This is a genomic window from Helicobacteraceae bacterium (assembly GCA_031258155.1).
Lineage (GTDB): Bacteria > Campylobacterota > Campylobacteria > Campylobacterales > SZUA-545 > JAIRNH01.
Genome location: JAIRNH010000066.1, coordinates 23,780 through 49,619, shown reverse-complemented (window position 1 = coordinate 49,619; position 25,840 = coordinate 23,780). Strand labels below are relative to the sequence as shown.

At 50.4% G+C, this 25,840-nt stretch carries 22 protein-coding genes and 6 tRNA genes; 9 read left to right on the top strand and 19 right to left on the bottom strand.

What is annotated here, in order from left to right:
- Positions 1–88: 88 nt before the first annotated feature.
- The 3 genes from LBF86_09245 to rpmA all read left to right on the top strand — a co-directional run bounded on the left by LBF86_09245 (position 89) and on the right by rpmA (position 1,612).
- Entirely contained in the window at positions 89–808 is a 720-nt protein-coding gene (locus tag LBF86_09245; protein ID MDR0665682.1) for a hypothetical protein, read from the top strand.
- A 196-nt stretch (positions 809–1,004) separates the two neighbouring features.
- Complete coding sequence (gene rplU / locus LBF86_09240; GenBank protein MDR0665681.1) at positions 1,005–1,316, top strand: 50S ribosomal protein L21; 312 nt, start codon at positions 1,005–1,007, stop codon at positions 1,314–1,316.
- 32 nt (positions 1,317–1,348) lie between these two features.
- Positions 1,349–1,612 carry a 50S ribosomal protein L27 gene (gene rpmA, locus LBF86_09235; GenBank protein MDR0665680.1) on the top strand — a complete coding sequence of 88 codons (264 nt, stop codon included), beginning with the start codon at positions 1,349–1,351 and terminating at the stop codon, positions 1,610–1,612.
- A gap of 391 nt (positions 1,613–2,003) precedes the next feature.
- Here rpmA and LBF86_09230 read toward each other — a convergent pair whose 3' ends face one another.
- From LBF86_09230 to prmC, 3 genes are all read right to left on the bottom strand, one after another.
- Entirely contained in the window at positions 2,004–2,396 is a 393-nt protein-coding gene (locus tag LBF86_09230; GenBank protein MDR0665679.1) for a tetratricopeptide repeat protein, read from the bottom strand.
- A gap of 144 nt (positions 2,397–2,540) precedes the next feature.
- A complete protein-coding gene (locus LBF86_09225) occupies positions 2,541–3,293 on the bottom strand; it encodes an ATP-binding cassette domain-containing protein (protein MDR0665678.1) in 753 nt (250 codons plus the stop codon).
- A complete protein-coding gene (gene prmC, locus LBF86_09220; protein ID MDR0665677.1) occupies positions 3,290–4,093 on the bottom strand; it encodes a peptide chain release factor N(5)-glutamine methyltransferase in 804 nt (267 codons plus the stop codon). Before prmC ends, LBF86_09225 begins: the two co-directional genes overlap by 4 nt.
- 31 nt (positions 4,094–4,124) lie before the next feature.
- On the opposite strand from prmC, the gene LBF86_09215 reads away from it, so the two are divergent.
- Positions 4,125–4,775 carry an HAD family hydrolase gene (locus tag LBF86_09215; protein MDR0665676.1) on the top strand — a complete coding sequence of 217 codons (651 nt, stop codon included), beginning with the start codon at positions 4,125–4,127 and terminating at the stop codon, positions 4,773–4,775.
- Between the two features lie 110 nt (positions 4,776–4,885).
- Here LBF86_09215 and rpoC read toward each other — a convergent pair whose 3' ends face one another.
- Both rpoC and rpoB read right to left on the bottom strand, forming a co-directional pair.
- Complete coding sequence (gene rpoC / locus LBF86_09210; GenBank protein ID MDR0665675.1) at positions 4,886–9,409, bottom strand: DNA-directed RNA polymerase subunit beta'; 4,524 nt, start codon at positions 9,407–9,409, stop codon at positions 4,886–4,888.
- Complete coding sequence (rpoB, locus tag LBF86_09205; protein ID MDR0665674.1) at positions 9,402–13,541, bottom strand: DNA-directed RNA polymerase subunit beta; 4,140 nt, start codon at positions 13,539–13,541, stop codon at positions 9,402–9,404. The genes rpoC and rpoB overlap by 8 nt, the downstream gene beginning before the upstream one ends.
- A 101-nt stretch (positions 13,542–13,642) precedes the next feature.
- Between rpoB and LBF86_09200 the strand changes: the two genes are divergently transcribed.
- Complete coding sequence (locus tag LBF86_09200; GenBank protein ID MDR0665673.1) at positions 13,643–13,804, top strand: hypothetical protein; 162 nt, start codon at positions 13,643–13,645, stop codon at positions 13,802–13,804.
- Here the strand turns inward: LBF86_09200 and rplL are convergent.
- From rplL to LBF86_09135, 13 genes are all read right to left on the bottom strand, one after another.
- Positions 13,797–14,174: a 50S ribosomal protein L7/L12 gene (gene rplL / locus LBF86_09195; GenBank protein ID MDR0665672.1), complete on the bottom strand. Its 378-nt coding sequence runs from the start codon at positions 14,172–14,174 to the stop codon at positions 13,797–13,799. The genes LBF86_09200 and rplL overlap by 8 nt on opposite strands.
- Before the next feature lie 38 nt (positions 14,175–14,212).
- Complete coding sequence (gene rplJ / locus LBF86_09190) at positions 14,213–14,692, bottom strand: 50S ribosomal protein L10 (GenBank protein MDR0665671.1); 480 nt, start codon at positions 14,690–14,692, stop codon at positions 14,213–14,215.
- 94 nt (positions 14,693–14,786) lie between these two features.
- The gene (rplA, locus tag LBF86_09185; GenBank protein MDR0665670.1) at positions 14,787–15,491 is read right to left on the bottom strand and encodes a 50S ribosomal protein L1; all 705 of its coding nucleotides are present in this window, start codon (positions 15,489–15,491) and stop codon (positions 14,787–14,789) included.
- 12 nt (positions 15,492–15,503) lie between these two features.
- A complete protein-coding gene (gene rplK, locus LBF86_09180) occupies positions 15,504–15,929 on the bottom strand; it encodes a 50S ribosomal protein L11 (protein ID MDR0665669.1) in 426 nt (141 codons plus the stop codon).
- A 23-nt stretch (positions 15,930–15,952) separates the two neighbouring features.
- Positions 15,953–16,486, bottom strand: coding sequence for a transcription termination/antitermination protein NusG (gene nusG, locus LBF86_09175; protein MDR0665668.1), 534 nt, complete (start codon positions 16,484–16,486; stop codon positions 15,953–15,955).
- A 3-nt stretch (positions 16,487–16,489) separates the two neighbouring features.
- A complete protein-coding gene (gene secE, locus LBF86_09170) occupies positions 16,490–16,678 on the bottom strand; it encodes a preprotein translocase subunit SecE (protein ID MDR0665667.1) in 189 nt (62 codons plus the stop codon).
- 22 nt (positions 16,679–16,700) lie between these two features.
- Positions 16,701–16,776, bottom strand: a tRNA-Trp gene (locus LBF86_09165).
- 132 nt (positions 16,777–16,908) lie between these two features.
- Entirely contained in the window at positions 16,909–17,061 is a 153-nt protein-coding gene (rpmG, locus tag LBF86_09160) for a 50S ribosomal protein L33 (GenBank protein MDR0665666.1), read from the bottom strand.
- 9 nt (positions 17,062–17,070) lie between these two features.
- Positions 17,071–18,279, bottom strand: a complete 1,209-nt coding sequence (gene tuf, locus LBF86_09155; GenBank protein MDR0665665.1) for an elongation factor Tu — start codon at positions 18,277–18,279, stop codon at positions 17,071–17,073.
- Positions 18,280–18,323: 44 nt separating this feature from the next.
- A tRNA-Thr gene (locus LBF86_09150) sits at positions 18,324–18,398 on the bottom strand.
- Between the two features lie 149 nt (positions 18,399–18,547).
- Positions 18,548–18,624, bottom strand: a tRNA-Gly gene (locus tag LBF86_09145).
- 69 nt (positions 18,625–18,693) lie between these two features.
- Positions 18,694–18,778 (bottom strand) — tRNA-Tyr (locus LBF86_09140).
- A 123-nt stretch (positions 18,779–18,901) separates the two neighbouring features.
- Positions 18,902–18,977, bottom strand: a tRNA-Thr gene (locus tag LBF86_09135).
- Between the two features lie 344 nt (positions 18,978–19,321).
- Between LBF86_09135 and LBF86_09130 the strand changes: the two genes are divergently transcribed.
- The 3 genes from LBF86_09130 (at position 19,322) to LBF86_09120 (ending at position 21,781) form a co-directional block, all read left to right on the top strand.
- Positions 19,322–20,314, top strand: coding sequence for a DUF268 domain-containing protein (locus LBF86_09130; protein ID MDR0665664.1), 993 nt, complete (start codon positions 19,322–19,324; stop codon positions 20,312–20,314).
- A 163-nt stretch (positions 20,315–20,477) separates the two neighbouring features.
- Positions 20,478–21,593, top strand: coding sequence for a Fic family protein (locus LBF86_09125; protein MDR0665663.1), 1,116 nt, complete (start codon positions 20,478–20,480; stop codon positions 21,591–21,593).
- 114 nt (positions 21,594–21,707) lie between these two features.
- Positions 21,708–21,781 (top strand) — tRNA-Arg (locus tag LBF86_09120).
- 325 nt (positions 21,782–22,106) lie between these two features.
- Here the strand turns inward: LBF86_09120 and LBF86_09115 are convergent.
- On the bottom strand, positions 22,107–24,854 hold the full coding sequence (locus LBF86_09115) for an AsmA-like C-terminal domain-containing protein (GenBank protein MDR0665662.1): 2,748 nt from the start codon (positions 24,852–24,854) through the stop codon (positions 22,107–22,109).
- Between LBF86_09115 and mltG the strand changes: the two genes are divergently transcribed.
- Positions 24,775–25,737: an endolytic transglycosylase MltG gene (mltG, locus tag LBF86_09110; GenBank protein ID MDR0665661.1), complete on the top strand. Its 963-nt coding sequence runs from the start codon at positions 24,775–24,777 to the stop codon at positions 25,735–25,737. The two genes, LBF86_09115 and mltG, sit on opposite strands and share 80 nt — an antisense overlap.
- Positions 25,738–25,840 lie beyond the last annotated feature (103 nt).

Here is a 25,840-nt window from a genome sequence, read left to right as displayed (position 1 = left end):
CTCGGTTATGGCGTTGATACAGGTCTCCTTTTAAGAAACGCGGCGCTACGATTGACGCGGGTTTTCAAAAAAACTACAAGAGGCGACAATGGACGCGCGGTTTGTATCGGTTGCGCAAGAGCTGGTTGCGAAAGAGGGCAGAGAGGTTCTATTCGATCCAAAACAATGCGAGGCGTCGTTAAACGATTACGCAAAAGGCGAGTTCAAACAGGAGCGCCGTCTGCTAATAATGGCGATCGAAACGGATTGCGCGAAAGCGATCGATACCGCGCGGAATTTACAAGTCTGCAAACAGACGCAAATTCGTTATCTATGCGAGAAGCTATTTATAAACGATACCGCGGCGGCGAAGATCGTCGATCTGCTCGCTCTTATTTTACGCCAAGATCAGAGCAAATCGATTGTTCAACCCGATCAAACGCCGCGAATAGATAAACAGGCGTCGGCGATTGGAGCGCTGATCGCAGGGACGTTCGGAGCGCTGATTGGAATGATGGTTAGACCGGCGTTTGGAATGCCGATTGTATGTCTGATCGTGGCGATCGGAGCGTTGATTGGGTGGCTGATTGGATGGAGGAATGTTATAGCGCTACTCGGAGGGCTGGTTGGAACGTCGTTCGGAGCGACGATCGGAGCGCTAATTGGAGTGTCGATCGGAGCGTTGATTGGAGATATAGTCGGAACGGAATACACGGCAATAGCAGGAGCGGTGATCGGAGCGCTGACCGCAGGAACATTCGGAGCGTTGACTGGATTAATGCTTGGAACGCGGATTTCGGATAAGGCGATCAATAAAAACAGAGGGTAAAAATTAACGCGCGGTAGCCGTCGGACGATTTTCTCGCGCGGCTTGGTCTCTTTTCTAACTTCGCCGAGTTTATGACGCAAGCGCGAAATACGCTTTATCGGCTAAAGTTTCGCCGTTTTGAACATTGACTAATTTGCGTTAAAGCTACCTTTGAATATAATCGCGCCTTTTATTTTGCTAGGCAAAAAGGCAAGCGATGTATGCAATAATCAATACGGACGGACGGCAGTATAAGGTCGCGCAAGGCGATATAGTTCTGTTTGACAAGCGCGGTTTAGAGCCGAAAGCCGCCGTTACTTTTGAAAAGGTTTTGCTGGTGAGTAACGACGGCGCGCTGACGGTGGGTTCGCCGTTTATCGAGGGCGCGAAGGTTACGGGCGAGGCGATCAACGAAGGGCGCGGCAAGAAAATCATTATTTTCAAAAAACGCCGCCGCAAAGACAGCAAGCAAAAACGCGGCTTTAGGCGCGATTTTACCCGCGTGAGAATTACGGGCATAAGCCTGTAAGCGCGGTTTTACAAATATCAAAGGAATAGGATATGGCGCATAAAAAAGGGCAGGGTAGCACCCAGAACAACCGCGACTCGATCGGTCGCAGATTAGGCGTTAAGAAATTTGGCGGCGAGTTTGTCCGCGCGGGAAACATTATCGTCCGTCAGCGCGGCACGAAAATTCACGCGGGCGATAACGTCGGCACAGGCAAAGATCACACGCTCTTCGCGCTGATCGACGGAGAGACGCTCTTTTCGCACAAAGACGCAAACCGCAAAAAAGTTTCCGTCGTTCCAAAAACGCCGCTTTGACGTTGCGAGTTTAAGCTATCGGCGGCGCGGCTTTTACGGCTAGGCTAAAAAGCCCGCCTATATCGCGCGAGGGGTTAGAAGCCTAGTTTATTTTGGCGCGTTTGCTTAAACGATCGCAAAAGCCGAAAGACGCGCGGTTTTCTCTAAAAGTAAGATCAAAAACGTTTAAAATAAACGTTTTTTAAATCCCCGCCTTCGACGAGGCGTTGACAAAACAAACGCCAACGCGCTCAAACTTATCGTTAATAGCTATGCGTAAAAGGCGGGCGCCGTGTCTTTCGTATTCAGATTAAAAATCCGTTAACGGCTTGACGCGCAGAAGTCGTAGCGGATTTTGCTGTTTGCTTCAAGGATCGATCTTGCCGTCGCCCCGCCCTTATAAAAGGTTTTGTTAGTCTTCTATAAATCCGTTTTCGCGCATAAATTGATACGCGACGCAGACTTTTAACTCGCACGCTTTACGCGCGTCTTTTTCCGCCTTTTCAATATCGCCGCTCGTTCCGTAGGAGATCGCGCGATTGTTGTAGGCAAAGCCGTAATCGGGTTTAAGCTCGATCGCTTTCGTAAAATCTTTGATCGCCGCTTCATATTCGCCCAGATCGCTAAGAAGGCAGCCGCGCTCGTAGTAAATTTCAGCGCTTTTTGGCTTCTCTTTTATCGCTTTGGCGAAATACTCTAACGCCTCTTCATAATTGCCGTTTACATAGGCTTCTTTGCCTAGTTCAAAAAGGCTTGCGCCCCAAGAGGCGACGCATATTAACGCCGCAAGCATAACCGCTTTCATCGCATTATCTCCCTTATGTCGTGTGATTTGGCGATTATAGTATATGTAAGCCTAAAACGTCTGCCGCGTTTCGCTAAACGATTGGCGATCGATTACTCGCGATTAGCAAAACCGCGTTTGGTCGCTTTGATAGATTGTTTCGCGTTAGTCGTCGGCGAATCTAACCGGTCCGTCCGACGATCCGTCGATAAACTGCCGCGTGATTGGATTTTGCGACGCGGCGATCGCCTTTGTCTCGCCATACTCCACGATCTTACCCTCGAACAGCATAGCGATATAGTCCGAACACTTAAAGCTCTCTTTAATATCGTGGCTAATTAGCGCGGCGGTAACGCCAAGTTCTTCTTGCAGACGCAATATCATTTGGCTTATGCGATCGCTTGTGATAGGATCGAGTCCGCTTGTCGGCTCGTCGTATAGCACCGCCTGCGGGTCTAGGATAATCGTTCGCGCAAGCCCCGCGCGTTTTCGCATGCCGCCCGATAATTCGTGAGGAAACAGCGGCATAACTTCGCGCGGTTTTAGCCCCACAAGCTCCAACGCCTTTACGATCTTTTTTTCTCGTTCGGCGGCGCTTAGTTTCGTATGCTCGATCAGCGGAAACTCCACGTTTTGGCGCACGCTCATACTATCAAAAAGCGCGCCGCTTTGAAACAAAAAGCCGACTTTGCGCCGTATCGCGTATAGCGATTTCGCGTCGCACAGCCGCACGCCATCCACCACGATAGAGCCGCGATCGGGCGTCAAAAGCCCAACGATATGTTTAATAATGGTGCTTTTGCCGCCGCCGCTAACGCCGAAAATGGTCGTCGTTTTGCCGCGAATAATATCGAGATCGACGCCGCGCAAGACCTCTTTTTCGCCGAAACGTTTGCGCAGATCGCGTATTTGAATCATCTTTTCGCCGTAAATCCCCGCGTCCAATTCGCGTAATCTTTATAGAACTCTACCATTTTATAGCCGTTTGCCTTCAATTTTTCGCGCAAAAACGCCTCCTGATCGTATCCGCATTCGCAGACTAATATCGGTTTTCTTAACGCGATAATCGCCTCTAAAATCTCCGTTCCTCTTTCGCCGCCGATTAACGCCTCTTTTGGCTCGAACGATACCGCTTTTGGCAAAGGATAGTCCGCGCGGATATAAGGCGGATTGGATACCAAAATATCGAAATCGCCTTGAACGCCCTCTAGTAGATTGGTTTGAATTAGCGCTACGCGATCGGCTACGCCAAAGCGCTCGGCGTTTTTTGCGGCAAGAAGGATCGCCTTTTTGTTAATATCGCTCGCGGTAATTTTCGCGTTTGGAATTAACGCGGCGATCATAACGCAAACGCAACCGCTTCCAACGCCGATCTCGGCGATCTTCGGCGCGTTAAACCCCTTCGCCGCCTCGATAACCCGATCGACTAAAAGCTCCGTTTCGGGGCGGGGGATCAACACGCCGCTTTCGCATAGAAACTCGCGCGAATAGAAGCTAACCAAACCAATAATATACTCGATTGGCTCGCCTCGCTCTCTTCTTGCGATCATCGCTTCGTATCGCGCCGCGTCGATTGGCGCTTGATCGTTAGTCGCGATCTCTACGCGGCTAAGCCCGCTTGCGCGCTCAAGCAGTATCCGCGCTTCAAAACGCGGTCGATCGCAGACGTTTTTTAGCGCGTTAGTTCCAAACTCAAGCGCCCGTTTAATAGAATACATAACGTCCTTTCACGCAACAACGGAGCTAATTATGGCAAAACCGGCCACGGCGCTATTCGATCTCGACGGAACTCTGATCGACTCTACGGAGGCGATTGTAGAGAGCTTTAACGCGGCGTTCGCGCATTTTAATAGAGCAAGCCCCGATCCGGAGGCAATTATTAAGCTAATAGGTAATCCGCTTCATAAGATGTTCGTCTCGCTTGGCATAGAGGAAGCGGAGATTCAAGGCTACATCGATCGCTATAAAGATCGCTACCGAAAGGTCTGTTTGCAAAAGACGACGCTTCTGCCGCGGGTTAAAGAGGCGCTTGAAACGCTAAAGCCAATCGCAGCAATCGGCGTGGTTACCACAAAGTCGGCGAGCTTTTCTAAAGAGATTTTGGCGCATTTTGGCATAGACGGGTATTTTGAGGCGATCGTGGGGTTTGAGGACGCGAAAAACCCCAAACCGCATCCGGAACCTATACTGCTCGCGTTAGAGAGAACGCGAGGAGACAAGAGAAACGCTTTTATGATAGGCGACACGCCAATCGACATAAACGCGGCGCTTAGCGCGGGCGTAACGCCGATCGCCCTGTTATGCGGCTACTCTACAGCGAAGGACTTCGCGCCGTTTGATTGCGAAATCGTTTCAAACGCTTTCGAGGCGGCTAGATCGATAGCGAAGCGGTTTTTATGATTTTGATCTCTACGCGTTTGTCGTTTAAAAGCTCGCGATCGCGAAAAGGGCAGGGCGGTTAATCGAGAAAGCGAAATCAAATCGGCGTTAACCGATTTGATTTCCGCTAGTTAGTCGGAGACGACCAACTCTTTAACAAGCGGCGGCTTGCGGCGATAAATGCCCGTGCCTACGGGAATCAGCCGTCCTAGCACGACGTTTTCTTTCAAATCCTCTAGGTAGTCGAACTTGCCGGCGATCGACGCTTCCGTCAAGACCTTTGTCGTCTCCTGAAAGGAAGCGGCGGAGATAATAGAGTCCGCGCCGACGGCGGATCGGGTAATGCCAAGCAAAACGGGAGAACCTAAAGCGGGTTCGCCGCCCAGCCTCATCACGCGCAGATTCTCTTCCTCAAACCGGCGGCGGCTGATCAGATCATGGACGATAAACTTGGTATCGCCGCTATCGACGATTTTAACCTGACGAAGCATTTCGCCTATAATCACCTCTAGGTGTTTGTCGTTGATCACAACGCCTTGACGACGATAAACCTGTTGCACTTCGCTGACGATAAACTGCTGAAGCTGCTTTTCGCCAAGTATGCGTAAGATGTCGTGCGAGGAGATCTGCCCGTCGGTCAGACGCTCGCCCGCATGGACAAACTCGCCTTCATGAACCAAAATCCGCTTGCCCTTTTCAATCTGATATTCGACGCTCACGCCGTTTTCGTTTTCAATAAGCACGCGCTGTTTATTGCGGACTGGTTTGCCAAAGCGCACCACGCCGTCTATATCCGCTAACATCGCGGAATCTTTGGGTTTGCGCGCTTCTAGCAGTTCGGTAACGCGCGGCAGACCGCCCGTAATATCGCGGCTTTTAGCGACCGCTTTTGGCATTTTTGCCAAAACTTGCGCCTCGCCGACGCGCTCGCCCTCTTGAACGAAGATCGCCGTTTTTGGCTCTAGCGAGTAGCGGATTAGCTGTCCGGAATCGTTCGCAATCACGATTGTCGGCTTATATTCGGGCGCGTAGTATTCGTTGACCATTAGGCGCGTTTGCCCCGTTAGCTCCTCGATCTGTTCGCTGACCGTAACGCCGGGAATCAAATCCTCTAAATGCGCCGCGCCGGCGCTTTCGGCGATTACGGGGATTGTATATGGGTCCCATTCGGCGATAATCGTCTGCTCGTTGGCTTCGGGGCGCGAAATAACCGTGTGAGCGGCGACTTTTGAGTTATCCGCCGCTTCTATAACGCTTTCGCGAACGATATAGTGTCGTATCGCCTCGCGATCCTGCTCGTCCGCTACGACGGCGAAAAGTCCCTTTTCGGAAATTTTCTGACCCGCTTGTATATCGTGCCTTCTTTCTAAATAGTCGCCTTTGAGCATATAGTATTTGACTATGCCTTTGGCTTTGGCGACTATCTTCATAGGAACGGGCGCGCCGTCCTCTACGTGTAGCTCCGCGCCGTAGCTGATTCGAGCCGGAACGTTGTAGCTTTCTTTGATCAGCTCCACAATCGATTCGTCCGCTTTAACGCGGTTGCCGTCTTTATAGGGCAGATAGAGTTTGCTTTCGATCTGTCCGGAAACGCCCGCAAGCTCGTTTGGCTTCGCTATGTCGTTTCTGCGAAGGTGAAAACGCGCCTGCTCCGATCCGTTATCTACGATCAAAATCTGCTCGTCGTGGATCGTTTCAACGCGCAAAACGCCGTCGAAGGGAGCTTTGACTTTCGGCTCCACAAGCAGCGCCGCCGCGTTGCGTCGATTCGCCACCACGCTTCTGCCCGCGCTGTTTTTGAAGGTCGAAAGGTTGTAGTAGCGGATAAAGCCCTCTTTATCGGCGACGATCTTGCTCTCCTCTTGCGTTCTAGAAGCCGCGCCGCCCGCGTGGAAGGTTCTTAGCGTAAGCTGCGTTCCCGGTTCGCCGATTGATTGCGCGGCGATAATGCCTACCGCCTCGCCCTTTTGGACGATCTTTCCTTCGCCGAGATTAAGCCCGTAACATTTGGCGCAAACTCCTTTGCGCGCCTTGCAGGTAAGCGGGGATCGGATTTTGACCGATTTAATCTGCGCTTCGGCGATCGCCTGCGCTTTTTCCTCGTCGATCAGCTCGCCCTCTTTGAACAGCGGCTCGTTTGTAACGGGATCGATCGCGTCCTCGACAAGCACGCGCCCCACGATGCGATCTTCGAGCGATTCGATCAACTCGCCGCCGACGGTAATGCTGGTAACCTCTACCCCTTCGTGCGTGCCGCAGTCGTCCACGTTGACGCGAACGTTTTGAGCTACGTCGATCAGCTTGCGCGTAAGATAACCGGCGTTGGCGGTTTTCAAAGCGGTGTCGGTCAGACCTTTGCGCGCGCCGTTGGTGGAGATAAAGTATTCGATCATATTCAAACCCTCTTTGAAGTTTGAAATAACCGGCGTTTCAATAATAGAGCCGTCCGGTCTCGCCATCAAACCGCGCATGCTGGCAAGCTGGCGGATCTGTTGCTCGGAACCGCGCGCGCCGCTATCCGCCATCATATGAATCGAGTTGAACCCCTGCTTGTCGTTTTGCACGATTTTCATCATTGTTTCCGCCACGCCGTTTTGCGTGTCCGTCCACAAGTCAACGATCTTGTTATAACGCTCCTGTTCGGTCAGCAAACCGGAGGCGTATTGCGCCTGTATCTCTTTGACCTTCTTTTTGGCGGCGGCGATCGCTTTTTCTTTATCGTCGGGAACGAGAATATCCGCCGCGCTAATAGAGATCGCCGCTTTGGTGGCGTAACGAAAGCCTAAGTTTTTAAGGTTGTCCAAAAACTCCGCCGCGTCTTTGATCTTGCCGCGTTTATAGACGTAATCGACTATTTCGCCGATCATTTTTTTCTTGAGAACGCGGTTCCAAAGGCTTGTCGGCACGTAATCGGGCAGAATCGATTTAATAACGATCCGTCCCGCGGCGGCGGAGATCATCTGATCGCCGATCGCTACGCGAACGCGCGCGTGCAGATCGACCATGCCGCCGTCGATGGCGATAAGCGCCTCGTCTATGCCTGAAAAGAGTTTATTCTCTCCCTTTACCCCCTGTTTTTCCATAGAGAGGTAATATAGACCCAGAACCATATCCTGCGACGGCGTAGTTACGGCGCGTCCGGTGGCGGGCAGCAGAATGTTCATCGAGCTTAACATCAAGATTTTAGCTTCGGCGATCGCCTCTTGGCTAAGCGGCACGTGAACCGCCATCTGATCGCCGTCGAAGTCCGCGTTAAAGGCGGCGCACACCAGCGGGTGAAGCCTGATCGCCTTGCCGTCGATTAGCTTGGGGTGAAACGCTTGAATAGAGAGCTTGTGAAGCGTAGGGGCGCGGTTTAGCAGCACGGGGTGTCCCTCGACGACCTCTTGCAGACACTCCCAGACCTCGTTGCCCTGCTGCTCGATCAGCCTTTTTGCCTGTTTTAGCGTGGTGGCGTAGCCTTTTTCCTCAAGTTTCGCCATCAAATGGGGCTTAAATAGCTCCAAAGCCATAATTTTTGGCAGCCCGCACTGATCCATATTGAGTTCCGGTCCAACCACGATCACGGAGCGTCCCGAAAAATCCACGCGTTTACCCAGAAGGTTTTGACGGAAGCGCCCCTGTTTGCCCTTGATGATTTCGCTTAGCGATTTCAGCGGGCGCTTATTGGCGCCTTTTACCGCGCTGGCGCGTCTGCCATTGTCAAAGAGCGCGTCCACCGCCTCTTGGAGCATTCGCTTTTCGTTGCGGATAATGATCTCCGGCGCCTCTAGCTCGATCAGCCGTTTGAGGCGGGCGTTGCGGTTGATCACGCGGCGGTAGAGATCGTTTAGATCGCTTACCGCGAACTTGCCGCCCTCAAGCGCGACAAGCGGGCGAATATCGGGCGGAAGCACCGGCAAAACGGTTAGAATCATCCATTCGGGGCGGTTGTCGGAGTTTAAGAACACCTCCACCACTTTTAATTTTTTCACGAGCGATTTTAGTTTGGTTTCGGCGGTCGTCTCTTTAATGTCGGCTTTTAAGCGCTCGTACATTTCGGGCAGATTTAGGTCTTCGAGCAATCTGCGCACCACCCCCGCGCCCATTTCGGCGTGAAAGCCCGTGTGCGAGTAGCGCTCCTCTAGCGTTATATACTGTTCCTCGTTGAGAATGTCGTATTTAGCTACGGGAGTTTTATTTTCCGCGTCGTAGAACGCTTCGCCCCCGTGTTCGACGATATACGCCTCGTAGTAAAGCACCCGCTCCAAATCTTTGGTCATCACGCCAAGCAGCGTCCCTACGCGGCTTGGCAGCGAATTGACATACCAGATATGCGCTACGGGCGCGGCAAGATCGATATGCCCCATTCTGCTTCGGCGCACTTTAGAAGCGGTTACTTCCACGCCGCACTTTTCGCATTTAAGCCCTTTGTAGCGCATCTTTTTATATTTGCCGCACAGGCACTCGTAATCGCGCACGGGACCAAAGATTTTCGCGCAAAAAAGCCCGTCGCGCTCCGGCTTTAGCGAGCGGTAGTTGATAGTTTCCGGTTTTTTAACCTCGCCGAAACTCCAACTTAGGATTTTTTCGGGACTTGCGATCATCACCTGAAGCGCGTCAAAATCTTTCGCTTTCTCGTCGGGTCCGACTATGACTTTTTCTAATTTACTCATCGCTTGTCTCCTTATATAGACTAATATCAAGCCCTAACGCTTGCAACTCTTTGGTAAGCACAAAGAAAATCTCCGGCACGCCGCTGGCGGGCATATTCTCGCCGCGCGTGATCGCCTTATAGGTCTGCACGCGCCCTTCGGTGTCGTCGGATTTAACGGTTAGCATCTCTTTAAGCGTGTGCGCCGCGCCGTAAGCCTCCAGCGCCCACACCTCCATTTCGCCGAAGCGCTGACCGCCGAAAAGCGCCTTGCCGCCGACGGGCTGTTGCGTTACCAGCGAATAGGGACCCGTAGATCGAGCGTGCGCTTTTTCGTCCACAAGGTGGTGAAGTTTGAGCATATACATATAGCCCACGTTCACCCGCTCCAAGAACTTTTCGCCCGTGCGTCCGTCGTAAAGCTCCGTTTTGGCGTCCGAGTCAATCTTCGCCATTTCAAAGAGTTTTTTGAACTCGCTTGCCTCTACGCCTTCAAATACGGGGCTGGCAAAGCGAACCCCTTTGCGCCAATCGCGGGCGTATTTGATAAGCTCGTCGTCGCTTAGCTCTCGCAGAAAATCCGCGCCAATTTTAAGCGGGGTGGCGCAAACAATTTCGATCATCTTTTCGCGCAAGCGTTGAACGTAATCGTCGCGCTTTTGCTCGAAAATATCCCCGATCTGATCGCCTAAGCGTTTGCCGATAAGCCCTAGATGCACCTCTAGTATCTGTCCGATATTCATACGGCTTGGAACGCCTAACGGGTTTAAGACGATCTCTATGCTAGCGCCGTCCTCTAGGTAGGGCATATCGTGTTCAGGCACGATCGTGGATACGATCCCTTTGTTGCCGTGCCTGCCCGCCATCTTGTCGCCGACTTTTAGCTTGCGTTTGGTGGCGATATAAACTTTCACGAGCTTTACCACGCCGCTTGGCAGAATATCGTCTTTTTCTATGACGAAGAGCTTCTCCTCGTGATCGACGCGCAACTGCTCTTTTTCGTTCCTAAAATGCGCCTTGATCGTCTCGAAATTAGCCTGCGCGTTTTTGTCTAGCCCCTTGACAAGGGTGGCGACGGCGAAACGATTGACGTTTTTCAGCTCGTCTTTGCTTACGCTGTCGCCCTTTTTATAAACTTTACCGCCGATCGAGACCTCTTCCGCAAACTTTTGTTTAGACAGAAAACCGTTGATTTTCAGCATCTCCTCTCGGTCGATCATCTGTAGTTTGTCGTTATGCTCGCGCTCTAGCTCGGCTTTTTGCGCCTCGAACTCGGCGATCGCCCTAGCGTCGCGATCCGCGCCTTTTTTGGTGAAAATTTTAACGTCGATTACCACGCCCTCCATCGATTCGGGGCAGTAGAGCGATTTATTAACGACGTGTCCGCCCTTTTCGCCGAAGATCATTCGCAAAAGCCGTTCTTCCGGCGTTAGCTTCACGTCGCCCTTAGGGCTTATTTTACCCACCAAAATCATGCCGGGTTTAACGTAAGAGCCTATCTTAACCACGCCGCTTTCGTCTAAATGCTGTATATCCTCTTCTTTGACGTTTGGTAGATCGCGCGTGATCTCCTCGACGCCGTGTTTAAGCTCTCTAGCGTCGATCTCCTTTTCGTAGATATGCACGCTGGTGAAAGCGTCGTCGCGGATCAGCTTTTCGCTCACCACGATCGCGTCCTCGTAGTTAAAGCCGTTCCACGGCATAAAAGCGACCAATATATTTTTGCCTAACGCCAATTCGCCTAAATCCATATTGGAGCCGTCGGCGATAATGTCGTCGGCGGCTACGACGTCGCCTTTTTTAACGATCGGGCGTTGGTCAAAGTTGCTGTTTTGGTTGGTGCGCAGATACTTTTGCAACGGGTAGTGATCGATAAAGGCTCCGTTATCGTCCTCGCCGAGAACGTAGATGTTTTTCGCGTCCACTTTTTCCACCACGCCGCCGCGTTTAGCTTTGACGCTCTGCCAAGCGTCGCGCGCGATGATTTTTTCCATACCGGTGCCAACGAGCGGCGCGTCCGTCCAGATAAGCGGCACCGCTTGGCGCTGCATATTTGAACCCATAAGCGCGCGATTCGCGTCGTCGTGTTCCAGAAACGGAATTAAGCCCGCCGCCACGCCCACGACCATTTTTGGCGAGAGGTCTATGAGATTCACCTTTTCGCGCTCGACCAGCATAATTTCACCGTCTTTTCGCGCCTCTACAAGCTCTTCGACTATCCGCCCGTCCTCGTCGATCTTAATGCTCGCGGGGGTGATTACCTGCCCCTCCTCTTGCGTCGCCGTCAGATCGACGATTTCGTCCGTAACCGCGCCGTTTACCACCTTTTTATAAGGCGCTTGGATAAAACCAAGCTCGTTTACCTTCGCGTATGTGGAAAGCGTATTGATTAGACCGATATTCTGACCTTCGGGCGTCTCTATCGGACAGATTCTGCCGTAGTGCGTAGAGTGAACGTCGCGCACCTCGAAGCCCGCGCGATCTTTAACCAAACCGCCTTCGCCAAGCGCGGAGAGGCGGCGTTTATGCGTAACCTCTGAAAGCGGGTTGGTTTGATCCATAAACTGAGAGAGCTGACCGACGCTGAAAAAGTCCAAGATCGTCGTGGTGATTAGCTTGGTATTGATTAGATCGTGCGGCATAAGCTCGTCGTAGGAGCTGATGGTGGCGAGTTTGTCGCGGATTGCCTTTTGCATTTTGACAAGTCCCTGATGAAGCTCGTTGGAGAGCAGCTCGCCTATAGCGCGAATACGTTTGTTGCCCATATGATCGCGATCGTCGATATGTCCTTGCCCGTTTTTAACCTTGATAAGATACTGCACGGTTTTGATAATATCGTCCGGCGTAAGCACGGCGATATATTCGGGAACGTTTACGCCGAGCTTATGGTTCATCTTCATACGACCGACTTTAGTCAGATCGTATCGTTCGGGATCAAAAAATAACTTATCCACAAACTCTTTCGCGGCGTCCTTAGTTACGGGTTCGCCCGGTCGCATAACCTTATAGATTCTTATCGCCGCCAGATCGTTTTCATCGTCGATCTTTTCGGTTTGCCTTAGTAGCTTCAGCGATTCGATGTCCGCGCCGAACGCCGCGATCACCGATTTATCGTAACCGGGCGCCGCGTCGTTAGCGATCGTAACTTCGGATACGCCAAGCTCGAGCAATTTTTTCAGCCTGTTCTCGTCAAGCTGAGTCAGCGCGTCGTAAAGCACCTCGCCGCTCTTTTTATCGATTACCGGCTCGGCTAGATGTCTTTCCATCATAACCTCGAGCGGATATTCGACGAACGCGAGTCCGTCGTCTTTAAGTTTTTTGGCTTTGCTTGCGGTCAAACGTTTCCCCGCTTGGAGGATAATCTCGCCTTTTTCGTCTTTGAGATCATAATCGAGCCGCCCGCCGAACAGGTCTGGTTCAAACGGGGCGAAGAAGCGATTGTCGCGCAACGCGATTTTAAGAAGCGGGTAAAAAAGTCGGACAATATCCTGCTTGTTGTATCCAAGCGCGCGAAATAGAATTGTGATCGGCACTTTTCTGCGGTTGTTAATACGAACGAACAGCACGTCTTTAGCGTCGTATTCAAAGTGAAGCCAACTGCCGCGATCGGGAATAATCTGCGAGGTATAGCTAGGCTTGCCGCCCGCCGTTCCGCTTTCGTCCGCCTTAAAGATAACGCCGGGGCTTCTGTGAAGCTGATTGACGACGACGCGCTCCACGCCGTTAATAATAAAGCTGGTGCGATCGGTCATCAGCGGGATTTCGCGCACATACAAAGATTGCTCTTTTATGTCCTTAACGCCGATAATCTTACCCGTTTTCTCGTCTTTTTCGTTGACCAGCAAGCGCACTTTGATTTTAAGCGGCACGCAATAGGTTAATCCGCGCTCCATCGACTCTCTAATGGTGTATTTGGGCTTGCCAAACTCGCCTCCGAGATACTCTAGCGTGATATTGTTGTGCTGATCGTGGATAGGGAATATAGAGCGAAAAACGCGCTCGATACCGCTATGATCGCGCGAATCGCGACCGATCATCAAAAAATCGTCGTAGCTGTTTTGTTGTAGCTGCAAAAGATTGGGTATAGGAAGCGCCTGCGGGATTTTGGCGAAATCGGCGCGAAGGCGGTTGCCGGATTTTAGACTGTTTAACATAGATTGGGTTACCTCGCAATAAAATAGCCGCGTCTTTACGACGCGCAAATGTCAAGAAAGACGGCGTGATCGTCCGTTTAGACGTTCTAAGGCTCAAGTTTATGATTCGAGCGCGCACAATCGATACGCGCGAGGTTAAGACTCTCCCGCCAAAAAAGCTCGCTTTTTGGCAACCTACGCAAAACGAGAGAGTCGAAGCGTTGAAACAAAAAGGCGATCATAAAACAGATCGCCTAAAATACGCGACGGCTAAGGTTATTTAAGCTCAACCTGCGCGCCGGCTTCCTCAAGTTTCTTTTTCCACTCTTCGGCGTCGGCTTTGGATACGTGCTCTTTGACTACCGCCGGAGCGCTTTCCACGAGGTCTTTCGCCTCTTTAAGCCCTATAGCCGTCAATTCTCGAACGACTTTGATAACGTTGAGTTTTTTCTCGCCGGCGGATTTAAGATGAACGGTAAATTCGCTCTTCTCTTCCGCCGCCGGAGCGTCCGCGGCGACGCTTGCCGCGCCCGCGACTACGGTCGGAGCGGCGCTTACGCCAAACTTCTCTTCAAAAGCCTTAACGAGATCGTTAAGCTCGATTACGGTTAATTTGCCGATATACTCAAGCAGCTCTTCTTTTGTGATCGCCATTTCTTTCCTTTTCGTTTTAATTTAGCTAACGCCGCGTTTTAGGCGGCGAGTTTTTTAGACAGATTGTCAAGACCCGTAACAAAACCGCGTAGCGGCGCGCTCCACACCGACAGCAACATGCCGATAAGCCGCTCTTTAGAGGGCAGTTTAGCAAGCGCTTCAATATAACTCGCGTCAACGACTTTGTTATCAATATGACCCTGTTTAACGACAAACTTCTCTTTGGAGTTTTCGGCGAATTTGCTAATCGTTTTGATTAGGTTTAATCCGTCGTTTCCCCAAATAAAGACGTTGCCGTCTTTAAGAGTCAAACCCTCTTTACCGGCGTTTTTCAGCGCGATCGCGGCGAGCGTGTTTTTGGACACGCGCGTAAACGCCCCGATCTTTCGCGCATGATTTCTGAGATCCTCGAACTCCGCGACGGTAAGACCCTTAAAATCGGCGACCAAAATGGCGTCGCTGTTTTTGAATCCCTCCGTCAAAGAATCGATGATTTCCGCTTTTTCTGTTTTTGTCATTTAACTCCTTTCCGACAAACTTCGGCGGGCTGGATTAAGTTTAGTCGCCTAAACGCCCGCTGTCTTTAGCCTACAGAAATCAAAACCGAGCGTTCTAGCCGCGCAGTTCCGTTAACTCGTTTACGTCCAATAAAATAGAGGGCGACATAGTGAGGCTCATAACCGCCTTTTTCACATATCTACCCTTCGCGCTCGCGGGCTTCATTCTATTTAGCGCCCGCATTAGCGTTTCGGCGTTTTCTTTGATCTTATCGCTAGAAAAACTCGCCTTGCCAATGCCGGCGTGGATGTTGCCTTTTTTATCGACCTTAAAACTAATTTGACCGCCTTTAGCGTTCTTGACCGCCGTTTTCACATCTTGCGTAACCGTGCCGGTTTTCGGGTTTGGCATAAGCCCTTTTGGACCCAAAATACGCCCGATCTTGCCTACTACGCCCATCATATCCGGCGTGGCGATCACGACGTCGAAATTGACGACGCCTTTGGTCACATCTTCGACAAGATCGTTTTCGCCCACAATGTCGGCTCCGGCTTCTTGCGCCTCTTTAGCTTTATCGCCTTTGGCGAAAACCGCCACGCGCACCGTTTTTCCCGTGCCGTGCGGCAAAACGACCGCGCCTCTGATCATCTGATCGGCGTGGCGCGGATCGACGTTAAGCCAAACGGCAAGCTCCACCGTTTCGTCAAACTTCGCGCTTTTTAGCTCGCCGATCTTTTGCGAGGCTTTGTCTAGCGTATAGATCGCGCCTTTTTCCAGCGCGTCGTTAAGTTTTTGTATGCGTTTAGCTACTTTGGGCATATGTTTTAACTCCTAATCCGTTATCTGAACGCCCATACTGCGAGCGGAGCCTGCGATAGTTTTGAACGCCGCCGCCTCGTCGATCGCGTTCATATCGACAATCTTCTGTTTAATAATCGCTTGAATCTGCGCTTTACTGATCTTGCCCGCGACGTTTTTAAGCGGGTTTGCCGCGCCTTTTTCAATACCGGCGGCTTTTTTGATCAGATCGGTAACCGGCGGTTGCTTGGTAATAAACGAAAAGCTCTTATCCTCGTAAACCGTGATCACGACAGGCAGATTCCAACCCGCCATATCTTTGGTTTTTTCGTTGAACTCTTTGCAAAACGCCATTATATTAACGCCCCTTTGACCAAGCGCCGGACCCACCGGAGGGGAGGGTTTTGCTTGAGTAGCCGGAATAACCAGCTTGATCTGCCCTATGACTTTTTTAGCCATTTTAATATCCTTTCTTGCCTTTCTTAAATCATCTTCTCGACTTTTGCGTATTCAATCTCGACGGGCGTTGAACGACCGAAGATCGACACGTTAAGACGCAACTTGCCCGACGAGGCTTCATACTCTTCGACGACGCCGGTAAAATTGGCGAACGGACCGTCGATAATCCTCACCTGCTCGGCGGTATCGAAGAATATCTTGTGTTTCGCCGGACCTTTGTTGCGCGCCTTTTCCAGAATCTGCTGAATGTCCTTCTCTTGAAGCGGAGCGGCTTTCTTCTCCTCGCCTATAAACCGCGAAACCTTTGGAAGCGACTGAATGCGATGCCACAGATCGTTATCTAACTCTAGTTGCGCGAAAACGTATCCGGGATATAGGCACCTCTCGGTCGTTTTAGGTTTGCCGCTTTTATTGATTTCAATAACGTCCTCGGTTGGGACGACGATCTCGAAAATACGATCGGAAATGGAGAGTTCGTCGCGCAGACGCTCGATAGATCGTTTTACGCTCTGCTCGCTTCCATAGTAGGTTTGGATCGCGTACCATTTTTGCGACACGATTTATCCTTCGCTTATGATCGACGAAACGCCGAAACCCATCAACAGATCGACTAACGCCAAAAAGAGCGTGATCACTGTTACCACCGCAAACACGGCTATGAACGCGCTCTTAACCTGCATAGACAAGGGGAATATAACCTTGCTCAACTCGGCGCGAGAGAGCCTGATATAACTAATTAGTTTTCCCATTTACATCCTCATATCCGCCTAATGGCAGGGTAGGTAGGATTCGAACCCACAACCTACTGATTTGGAATCAGCCGCTCTACCGTTGGAGCTACTACCCTAGCTTGCTCTTTTGCGCCAAGCGCGTTTGTTTAAACGCCATTCGCCGCTTAAACGCGCTTGACCCGTCAAAGCTCTAACGAAGGTTGCTTTTCGCCGTTCTCATTCGCGAAAACGAGAACGGCTCTAAAGCGCTATATCTTCGTCTCTTTATGCGCCGTGTGCTTTTTCAGACGCGGGCAATACTTTTTATACTCTACCTTGTCGGGGTGAGCTTTCTTGTTTTTGGTGGTAGTGTAGTTAATATCGCCGCACTCCGCGCACTTTAGCCCGATCTTATCGCGCATAACCGAACCTTACTTGTTGATCTTAGTTACTACGCCCGCGCCGACGGTTCTGCCGCCTTCGCGAATAGCGAAGCGAGTGCCTTCCTCGATAGCGATCGGAGCGATCAGAGAGCAAGAGACCTTTACGTTATCGCCCGGCATAACCATCTCGACGCCTGCGGGCAGAGAAACCGCGCCCGTTACGTCCGTCGTGCGGATATAAAACTGCGGGCGGTAACCGGCAAAGAACGGAGTATGGCGACCGCCCTCCTCTTTAGACAGCACGTAGATTTCAGCCTCGAATTCGGTGTGCGGGTTGATCGTGCCGGGCTTAGCTAGAACCATACCGCGCTCGACCTCCTCTTTTTTCGTGCCGCGCAAAAGAATGCCGCAGTTATCGCCCGCTTCGCCCTGCTCCATCTCTTTGTGGAACATCTCGACGCCGGTAACGACGGTTTTGCGGGTTTCGCGCAGACCGATAATTTCGACTTCCTCGCCTACTTTTACCACGCCGCGATCGATTCTGCCCGTTACGACCGTGCCGCGTCCGGAGATAGAGAAAACGTCTTCGATTGGCATCAGGTAAGGTTTGTCGGTGTCGCGTTTGGGAGTCGGAATGTATTCGTCGATCTTATCCATCAGATCAAAGATCTTCGCCGTCCATTCGTTCTCTTTATTGTCCATGCCCGCATCGAGCGCGAGTTTCGCCGATCCCGCGATAATAGGCGTGTCGTCGCCCGGAAACTCATAGGAGCTTAGTAGCTCGCGAACTTCCATTTCGACAAGTTCGAGCATTTCCGCTCTTTCGCCTTCGTCGAGCTGATCCTCTTTGTTGAGGAACACGACGATATATGGAACGCCTACTTGACGAGCTAGCAGGATATGTTCGCGCGTTTGCGCCATAGGACCGTCGGTCGCCGCGATAACTAAAATCGCGCCGTCCATCTGCGCCGCGCCCGTAATCATGTTTTTCACATAGTCGGCGTGTCCGGGACAATCGACGTGCGCGTAGTGTCGTTTTGACGTTTCATACTCGACGTGGCTGGTCGCGATTGTAATGCCGCGCTCTTTTTCTTCTGGCGCGTTGTCAATCTGATCGTAGGCTTTCTTTTCGCCGCCGTATTTATTCGCCAGAATAACGGTAATCGCCGCCGTCAGCGTGGTCTTGCCGTGGTCAACGTGTCCGATCGTGCCGATATTAACGTGCGGCTTGTTGCGGACAAACTTCTCTTTTGCCATTTTTGTATCCTTTCGTTTTGTTTTCTTTCGTTTAGCTCGTCAAATGGAGCCCATAAGAAGAATTGAACTTCCGACCTCTTCCTTACCAAGGAAGCGCTCTGCCTCTGAGCTATATGGGCGCCTTGCTTGCTCTTTTTAGGCTTTGTTTTGCTTCCCCTTTTGGCAAGCTCGGCTAAAACCAACCTTCAAAGTCAGGCTTAATTTGGAAACGGCGCAAATCGGGGGAAAGGCGGGCTATGCCAGCTCCCGATCAATCCGGACTGCGTCTTGGAGCGGGAGACGGGACTCGAACCCGCGACCCTCAGCTTGGAAGGCTAATGCTCTAGCCAACTGAGCTACTCCCGCGTTTAAGCTCGTATTCTAGGCTAATTTTACTAAAACCTAAAATCCTAAGCTAACAAGATAGGCGTTTTGTGGTGGTGAGAGAAGGATTCGAACCTTCGAAGGCAGAGCCAACAGATTTACAGTCTGTCCCCTTTGACCGCTCGGGAATCTCACCGGCTTACTTGCGGCTAACCGCTTCGTAATCCTAAACCTGCGCGTCGCTACGCGCCTTTGTAACGCCTAACGCAAATCCAGCGCGGTAAAACGCTGTTTCTCGTTTTAAGCCAAACAACTAAACTGGAGCTGGTTAAGGGACTTGAACCCCCGACCTGCTGCTTACAAGGCAGCTGCTCTACCAACTGAGCTAAACCAGCCCGAAGTTTGAGCGTGCAATTCTATCTTGCAATCCTTAATCTGCCATTAAACGACCTGCAAAAACGCGCCAAAAAGCCGCAAAATTTACTTTACGCCGCATTTTTGGGGCGATTTTTCGCCCCGTCTCGATTAGTTTGTCAAATATCAAGCTTTCTTTCTTGCGCGATTTGGCGCCAAAAACGCTTTATAGCGTCAAATTACCCGCCAATCTCGTTAGCCGCGCTTTAACCCCGCTTGGCGCCGCGCAAGATAAGATAATCCGCCGCCCGCGCCAAAACCAAAATCTAAATAAAGGCGTTGCGGTTACAATGGCGGCGTTAAAAACCGCGTAAAGGCTTGTTTGATGAAAAAATTAGCGAGGCGACTGGCCAAAATTGGCTTTATCCGCAAAGGCATAAAAAAGTTGATATGGGCGCTGGACAGATCGCTTGTAGAGCCGCAATTATTGTCGTTCGCCCCGCCTCTCCCCCTACCTCCCAATACTATACCGCAAAATCTTATTCCTGATTTTACCCTCGACAACGCTATAAAGGTAGCGTATAGTTATTGCGCCGAAGTAAATGGCGACGGCGCCGTTCATAATAGCGCTAAAGAATATAAAAAGGTATTCAAACAGATTAAAAATCGATCGTTTAGGTATTACGGCGCAGAGATAAACGCCTTTTACGCCGCGTTTGAAAGATATACCTTTAGCGATAAAACGGTTCTTGTTTGGGGTTTAGCAGGTTGCAACTGCGAGGCGTTGTCCATCTACAACAACGCTCGCAAAGTTTATGTCGTAGATTACAATAAACCTATCTGCGATCATCCGCAAATAGAGGTTTTAACCCATGAGGAGCTAAACAAGAAAGACTTGAAAACCGATTTTGCCATCTCTTACTCTTCGTTCGAGCATGACGGGCTGGGACGTTACGGCGATCCGATCGATCCAATAGGCGATCTCAAAGCTATGAAGGCGGCGCATAACTCGCTTAAAGAGGGCGGGATTCTGTTTCTGGGCGTTCCGCTGGGCAAAGACTTGCTCTGCTGGAATTTGCATAGAATCTACGGCAAAATCAGACTGCCGCTACTCTTAAAGGGCTGGCGTTGCGAAGAGATTTTTGATATATACGACGGCTCGCCTTTTGACGAATCAATCGAGTTGGGGCAACACAGACAATCTTTGATGGTTCTAAGAAAGATTAACGACGATTATCCAAGCGATGAAGAGCTAAACGAAACGATTGGGCGCAAGTCAAATAACGCGAAAGAGGCGCGCAACAATCAGATACTCGCGCAAATCAACCAATTTGTTCTGGATTATAAAAACGCGCGGGCAAAGGGCGATCGCGACTGATCGCGCCACGTCAAAAACCGCGCCGCTCATTTGCGCTACAACAATTTTAGTCTTTTTATGTCGCAATCTGTTAAGTTTGGAGCCTCTAAACTTAACTATATGACAGGTTTGTTAAGTTTAGACCCGCTAAACTTAACGCGTTATTCTTGGAGGCAAACAGACTATGCAAAACTTTCAACCGGGCGGTTACGTTAAGCAGGGCTATTACAAAGCGTTTATTCCAAGCGCCGTCAATCGAGAATGGACGATCAATGATATGCGTATCGTCAATTTACTAAGTCGAGCCGATCGTCTGCTTGGAAAACTTGATATGTATTCAAATTATGTAGATATCGAGCTATATATTCGTATGCATATAGTCAAGGAAGCCACTCAATCTTCCCGCATAGAAGGGACTCAAACCTCCATAGAGGACGCGTTTGTCGCCAAAGAGGATATTGATCCGCAAAAGCGGGAGGACTGGGACGAGGTTCAAAACTATATCGCCGCTATGAACGAGTCGGTATTGTCGCTAGAACGCCTGCCGTTTTCAAGCAGGTTGATTAAGAAGACGCATAAAACGTTGTTGCAAGGCGTTCGAGGCAAACATAAGTCTCCCGGCGAGTATCGCGTTAGTCAAAATTGGATCGGAGGCGCGACGATTAACGACGCTAGGTTTGTGCCGCCTCCTCATGCGGAGATAGGCTCTCTAATGAGCGATTTGGAGAAATTCGCGAACAATGATTCGCTTAATTTGCCCAATTTGTTGAAAATAGCGCTGATACACTATCAATTTGAAACAATCCACCCTTTTTTGGACGGGAACGGCAGAGTAGGTCGCTTGATGATTACGCTTTATCTTATTGACAAAGGCGATCTGAAACGTCCTATTTTATACCTTTCGGATTTCTTTGAAAAGCATAGGGATTTGTATTACGATAATTTGATGAGCGTTCGGACTCGAGGCGATATAGCTCAATGGTTTAGTTTTTTCTTGACCGGAGTGATAGAAACGGCGGAAAAAGGCATAAAAACCTTTGACGACATATTGCGATTAAAAAACGAGATTGACGAACTGTTTAAGAATTTTGGCAAAAGAATGTCAGACGCCAAGAAAGTTACGGATACGTTGTATTCGCAACCGATCGTCGATGCAAACGCGATTACGCAGATTATAGGAAAATCTAGAGTAACCGCGCATAAACTGCTTAACGATTTGGTAAAACTTGGCGTTATTAATCAATTGAACGCCGGCGGCAAACGAAAATATTATTTCGCTAAATATTTAGCGTTGTTTTAGCCTGACAGATAAAGAGGTCTCCGCTATAACAACCGCATATACATATTTGAAAGAGGTTTGAAAGTTTCCCAATTTCGGGACATTTATGATCGTTTTGCTAAGATCGCGTCCTTTGCCCCGATAGCTCATCCGGATAGAGCGCAGGCTTCCTAAGCTTGAGGCGACAGGTTCGAGTCCTGTTCGGGGCATACCAGCGTTCGCCGCTCCTCTATAAATTGGATTTATCGCCATTTTTATAGCCGCGGCGGTTTTGAGTTATAGAGATGCAAAACCCCGCCAAACTATCGGCTGCTTGCCCATATCCGCATAAAAACGTCCGCGTTTCTCGTAAAAACGAATAAGGAAAGCGCGTTCAAGCGTATCGGACAGTATGAAGCCGCGCGTTAAAATGCGCAATCAACGGCAAACAGAAGTTCAAACGGGACTATCGGCAAGGTTTTGCGAAGCCGTATCGACGCTAAAACCCCGTATTCGCTATTTTGCAAAACCTGAAAGGCGCTCTCTTACGTTTGCCTATTCAAATAGTTTAACCGGTAAGGTTAGCGTGCGTTTTAGGACGCCGACCGGATAAAAGATAAATTCTCTCGCCAGCGCGGTTTCCACTTTTGGATCGTCGATATTGCCCGTAATATGCAAGACGTTTTCGATTTTTCCGCCGTCGCCCGTAAAAAGATAGCCGACAATCGGTATTTTGGAAACGAGAGAGCTTAACGATTTGGCGCTTTGAACCGCCGCGTATATATCAACCTCGCCGCTATCGACGTTTATGCTGCCTTGCGCCAAAATATCCGTGTTCGTTCCGGTAAAACGCGCCGCGTTGAAGTATAAAGTGTCGCTTGCGTAATAGAGCTCAATCACGCCGTCGTTTATCTTAAAGCCCTTAGAGGTAAAACCGGGCGATCTAAACTGCGCTAAAGAGGGGAGGGCGTTGATTAGCGCCACTACGTTGGTAAATAGTCTCGCCTCCTCGATCGTCGTCTCTCTTATGCGGATAATTCCGTAAACGTCCTCGCTATTCAAGCTACCGTAAGCGCTAAAATCCCATTCGCCGCCGCTCATCTTAACGCCGCTCAATCCTCTGACCCAATCGCTTCCTATATGTTCTCCGCGAAAGGTTATATCGCCGCGATCGCGGCTGATCGTCATAGTCGCGCCGTCTTTTTTGATCTTTCCCTCGAATTTCTCCCCCTCTTGGTAAAACGAGAACCAGTCGCTCGCAAAGCGCCTGTCTTTGAAACGCACGCCGCTTTTATCGCCGAAAACGAACAGCGGCTTGCCGTCTTGGCTTAATTCGTCGGCGTTGAGCGCGGCTTGTCTGCGTTTTGCGAAATCGATAAGCTCCAGAGCGTCTATCTCCAATCCGCTCATCGTTACTCTTACAAAATCCTCGTTTGCCTCCCTCATAAAGGCGCCGTCCAACAGTTTTAGCGAATAGCTGCCGTCCTTATCGCTTTTGAAACGCCCGACGACGTTTTTAACGGGCTGTTCGTCTTTATAGAGTATCGTAGCGCCGATGTCGATCGTAAAATCGGCGACCACTCCGCCGTTATCTTTTACCAGCTTTAGCGTCCCGCCGTTTATATTCAAAAGCTCCATCAACGGGATATAGGCTTTATATCGTTTTAAATCGCTCGCTTTAATCTCCGCGCGTTCGCCGACTAGCGATAACTCGGTGGCAAAATCGTCCAATTTTAACAGCGTTCTTTTATCGTTCCATTCGCCTAGCAGGTTTGTTTTAAGACGATCGAAACGCGCCCCCTTTCCGTTTAGGGCGTTTGCGCCTTTAATATCTATGTTAAGCGAAAACCTTCTCTCTTTTGCTTCCACCAGACCGACAATCGAGGCGGAGCGAACGTTCGGGATAATCGCCTCGAATTTTTCAATCGTTATATTTGAATCGTTGATTGTAGCTCTCGCGTCGCGATAGCTAACCGGCATTCCCGCTATCTCGAACTCGCCGTCCTCCGTAACAAGCGCCGCTTGAAAATGCAGATCGTCCGTATTGGACAGCGGCGTTTCAAGCTCGAAACTAGCCTCGTTGTTGCCGCTTAGTTGAACTATGGCGGCGTTCGCGCCGTATGCGGCGATCAGATCGCGCATCGACTTATTAAATAGCGCCGACGTGTCGATTTTCAGACTCAGCCTCTTGCCGTTTTCAACCGCGAGTCGATCTATAACAACTTTAGCGTCGGCTTTTTGCCCTTCGTAGTCGGCGTTGTCGGCGGTAATTTTCAAAACGCCTTTATTGATCGCGACTTTTACCTCTTCGGCGAGCGCGGCGGGTAGATTTGGGTGAAAACGAATTTCGGCGTTATACGCCGTCGCGTCCAAAAATAGGGTCGGTATGTTTAGTTTCATTGTCGTTAGATTCAGCTCCATAGCGAAACGATTGGCTCTAAAGCTCTCCGCTACGATATTTCCGTGAACCCACTTTCTCGCGCTATCGTCGATCGCTATCGCGCGAGATAGCTTCTCCAAACTTTCCGCCTCCGCGTCTAGGAGCGTAAAGAGAATCAGGTCGCCCTCGTAATTGGCGCGCACCGCGCCGCGAATATCTAGCGCGCGCGCGTTTCCCGCGAAAGAGCCTTTTTTTTGCGTCAAATCGACCTCGGCGAGCCCGGATAGCTCTCCTTCGTAATCTTTGAAGTTAAATCGCGCGTCGTTAACGCGCAAAACGGCGCGTTTGGCGTCCCCCGACGCGCTCAATTCGCCCGAAGCGTAGGGCGATTGATATTTAGCGTCGATAGAAAATCGTCTCGTAATAGGGCTGATAAACCCGTTTGCCTGAACGTTTAGCCCCAATTCCAAGTATTGCGCGTCCGTAAGCTCAAACGCCGCCCCAGCCCCCTCTAGCCAGCCTAGCGTAAATCGCGCGCGCCCCTTTTCGTTGGAAACGGCAAACTCGCCGTTTTCATATACAATCCGCGTCTCTACCCCTTGAACGTTCGCGCGTTTAATCTCTAGGCGATCGGTTAGCATTAACGCCAAAAACGCCGCCTCTACGTTTCTAAGCGTAGCCTCCGAATCGATCGCCTCTTTTTCTTTTGGCGGATCGCGCAACACAAGTTCGTCGATTGACAAAACAATTTTCGGATTGATTTTTAGCTCTACGTCGCGAACCTCGAATTGGCTAAAATCCAGCTTTTCAAAACTCACCCCAAAGAAGAGAACGCCTATACAGATGATTAAGGTGAAAATAAACAAGACGCAAATTACCGCCACCGTTTTGGCGGCGGCTACGATCGCTCTTTTGATTATCATGTTTCTCTCGTATTATTTCGCTCAGCGGCTTGAACATTCGCGTTTTGTGCAGATCGCGCCCGGAGCTTTGCGCCCGATTATAGCGCAACTTAAAATGAACGGCGTCGATCTCAACGAGTTGGATTTATGGTTTATACGCGCTCTTGGAATGCCCAAGCGCGGTTTGATTGATATTGGAGAGGAAAACGCCTCGAAACTCGATTTTTATTTAGGGCTTGTCGGCGGCAAAACCGCTTACGACGAGATCGTGTTAATTCCGGGCGAAACGACGGTCGTGGCGCTTGATCTGATCGCTCAAAAGCTGAATCTAAACGCCGATCTGATGCGCAAGATATACGACGAAAACGCGCCGTTGGAAGAGGGCGTTTTGATTCCGGATACCTATCGGATCGCGAAGGGCGCGGAGGAAAAGGAGGTGGTGGAATCGTTGCTCAAAGCCTCTATGCGGCTACATAAGGAACGCGCCGCGTCGCATTTTGGCAAATACGACGAAAAGAGCTGGTTTAGAATCGTAACGATCGCTTCGATCGTCCAAAAAGAGGCGGCGAACAACGCCGAAATGCCGCTTGTGGCGAGCGTTATATATAACCGCTTGAAAAAAAATATGCGTCTTCAGATGGACGGAACGCTGAATTACGGCTATTTTTCGCACCAAAAGGTAACGCCTCAACGAATCAAATCCGACTCCAGCGATTTCAACACCTACAAAAAACGCGGTTTGCCGCCTTTTCCGGTGGCGATGGCGAGTTTAGAGGCGATCAACGCGGCGCTTAATCCCGCTAAAAGCGATTACCTTTACTTCGTTCGCGGCGCGGACGGAACGCACAATTTTTCTAGCAACTACCGATCGCATATTCGCAATATACGAAACCCTGATCGCTAAGTTTTTCTCTCCGCGCGCTTATTTTGGCGCTCGATTTTTCGCGATCGCGCGGAGGATACGGCGAAAATTACACGTCTTAAATGCGCGTCGCCGCGCTTATCGC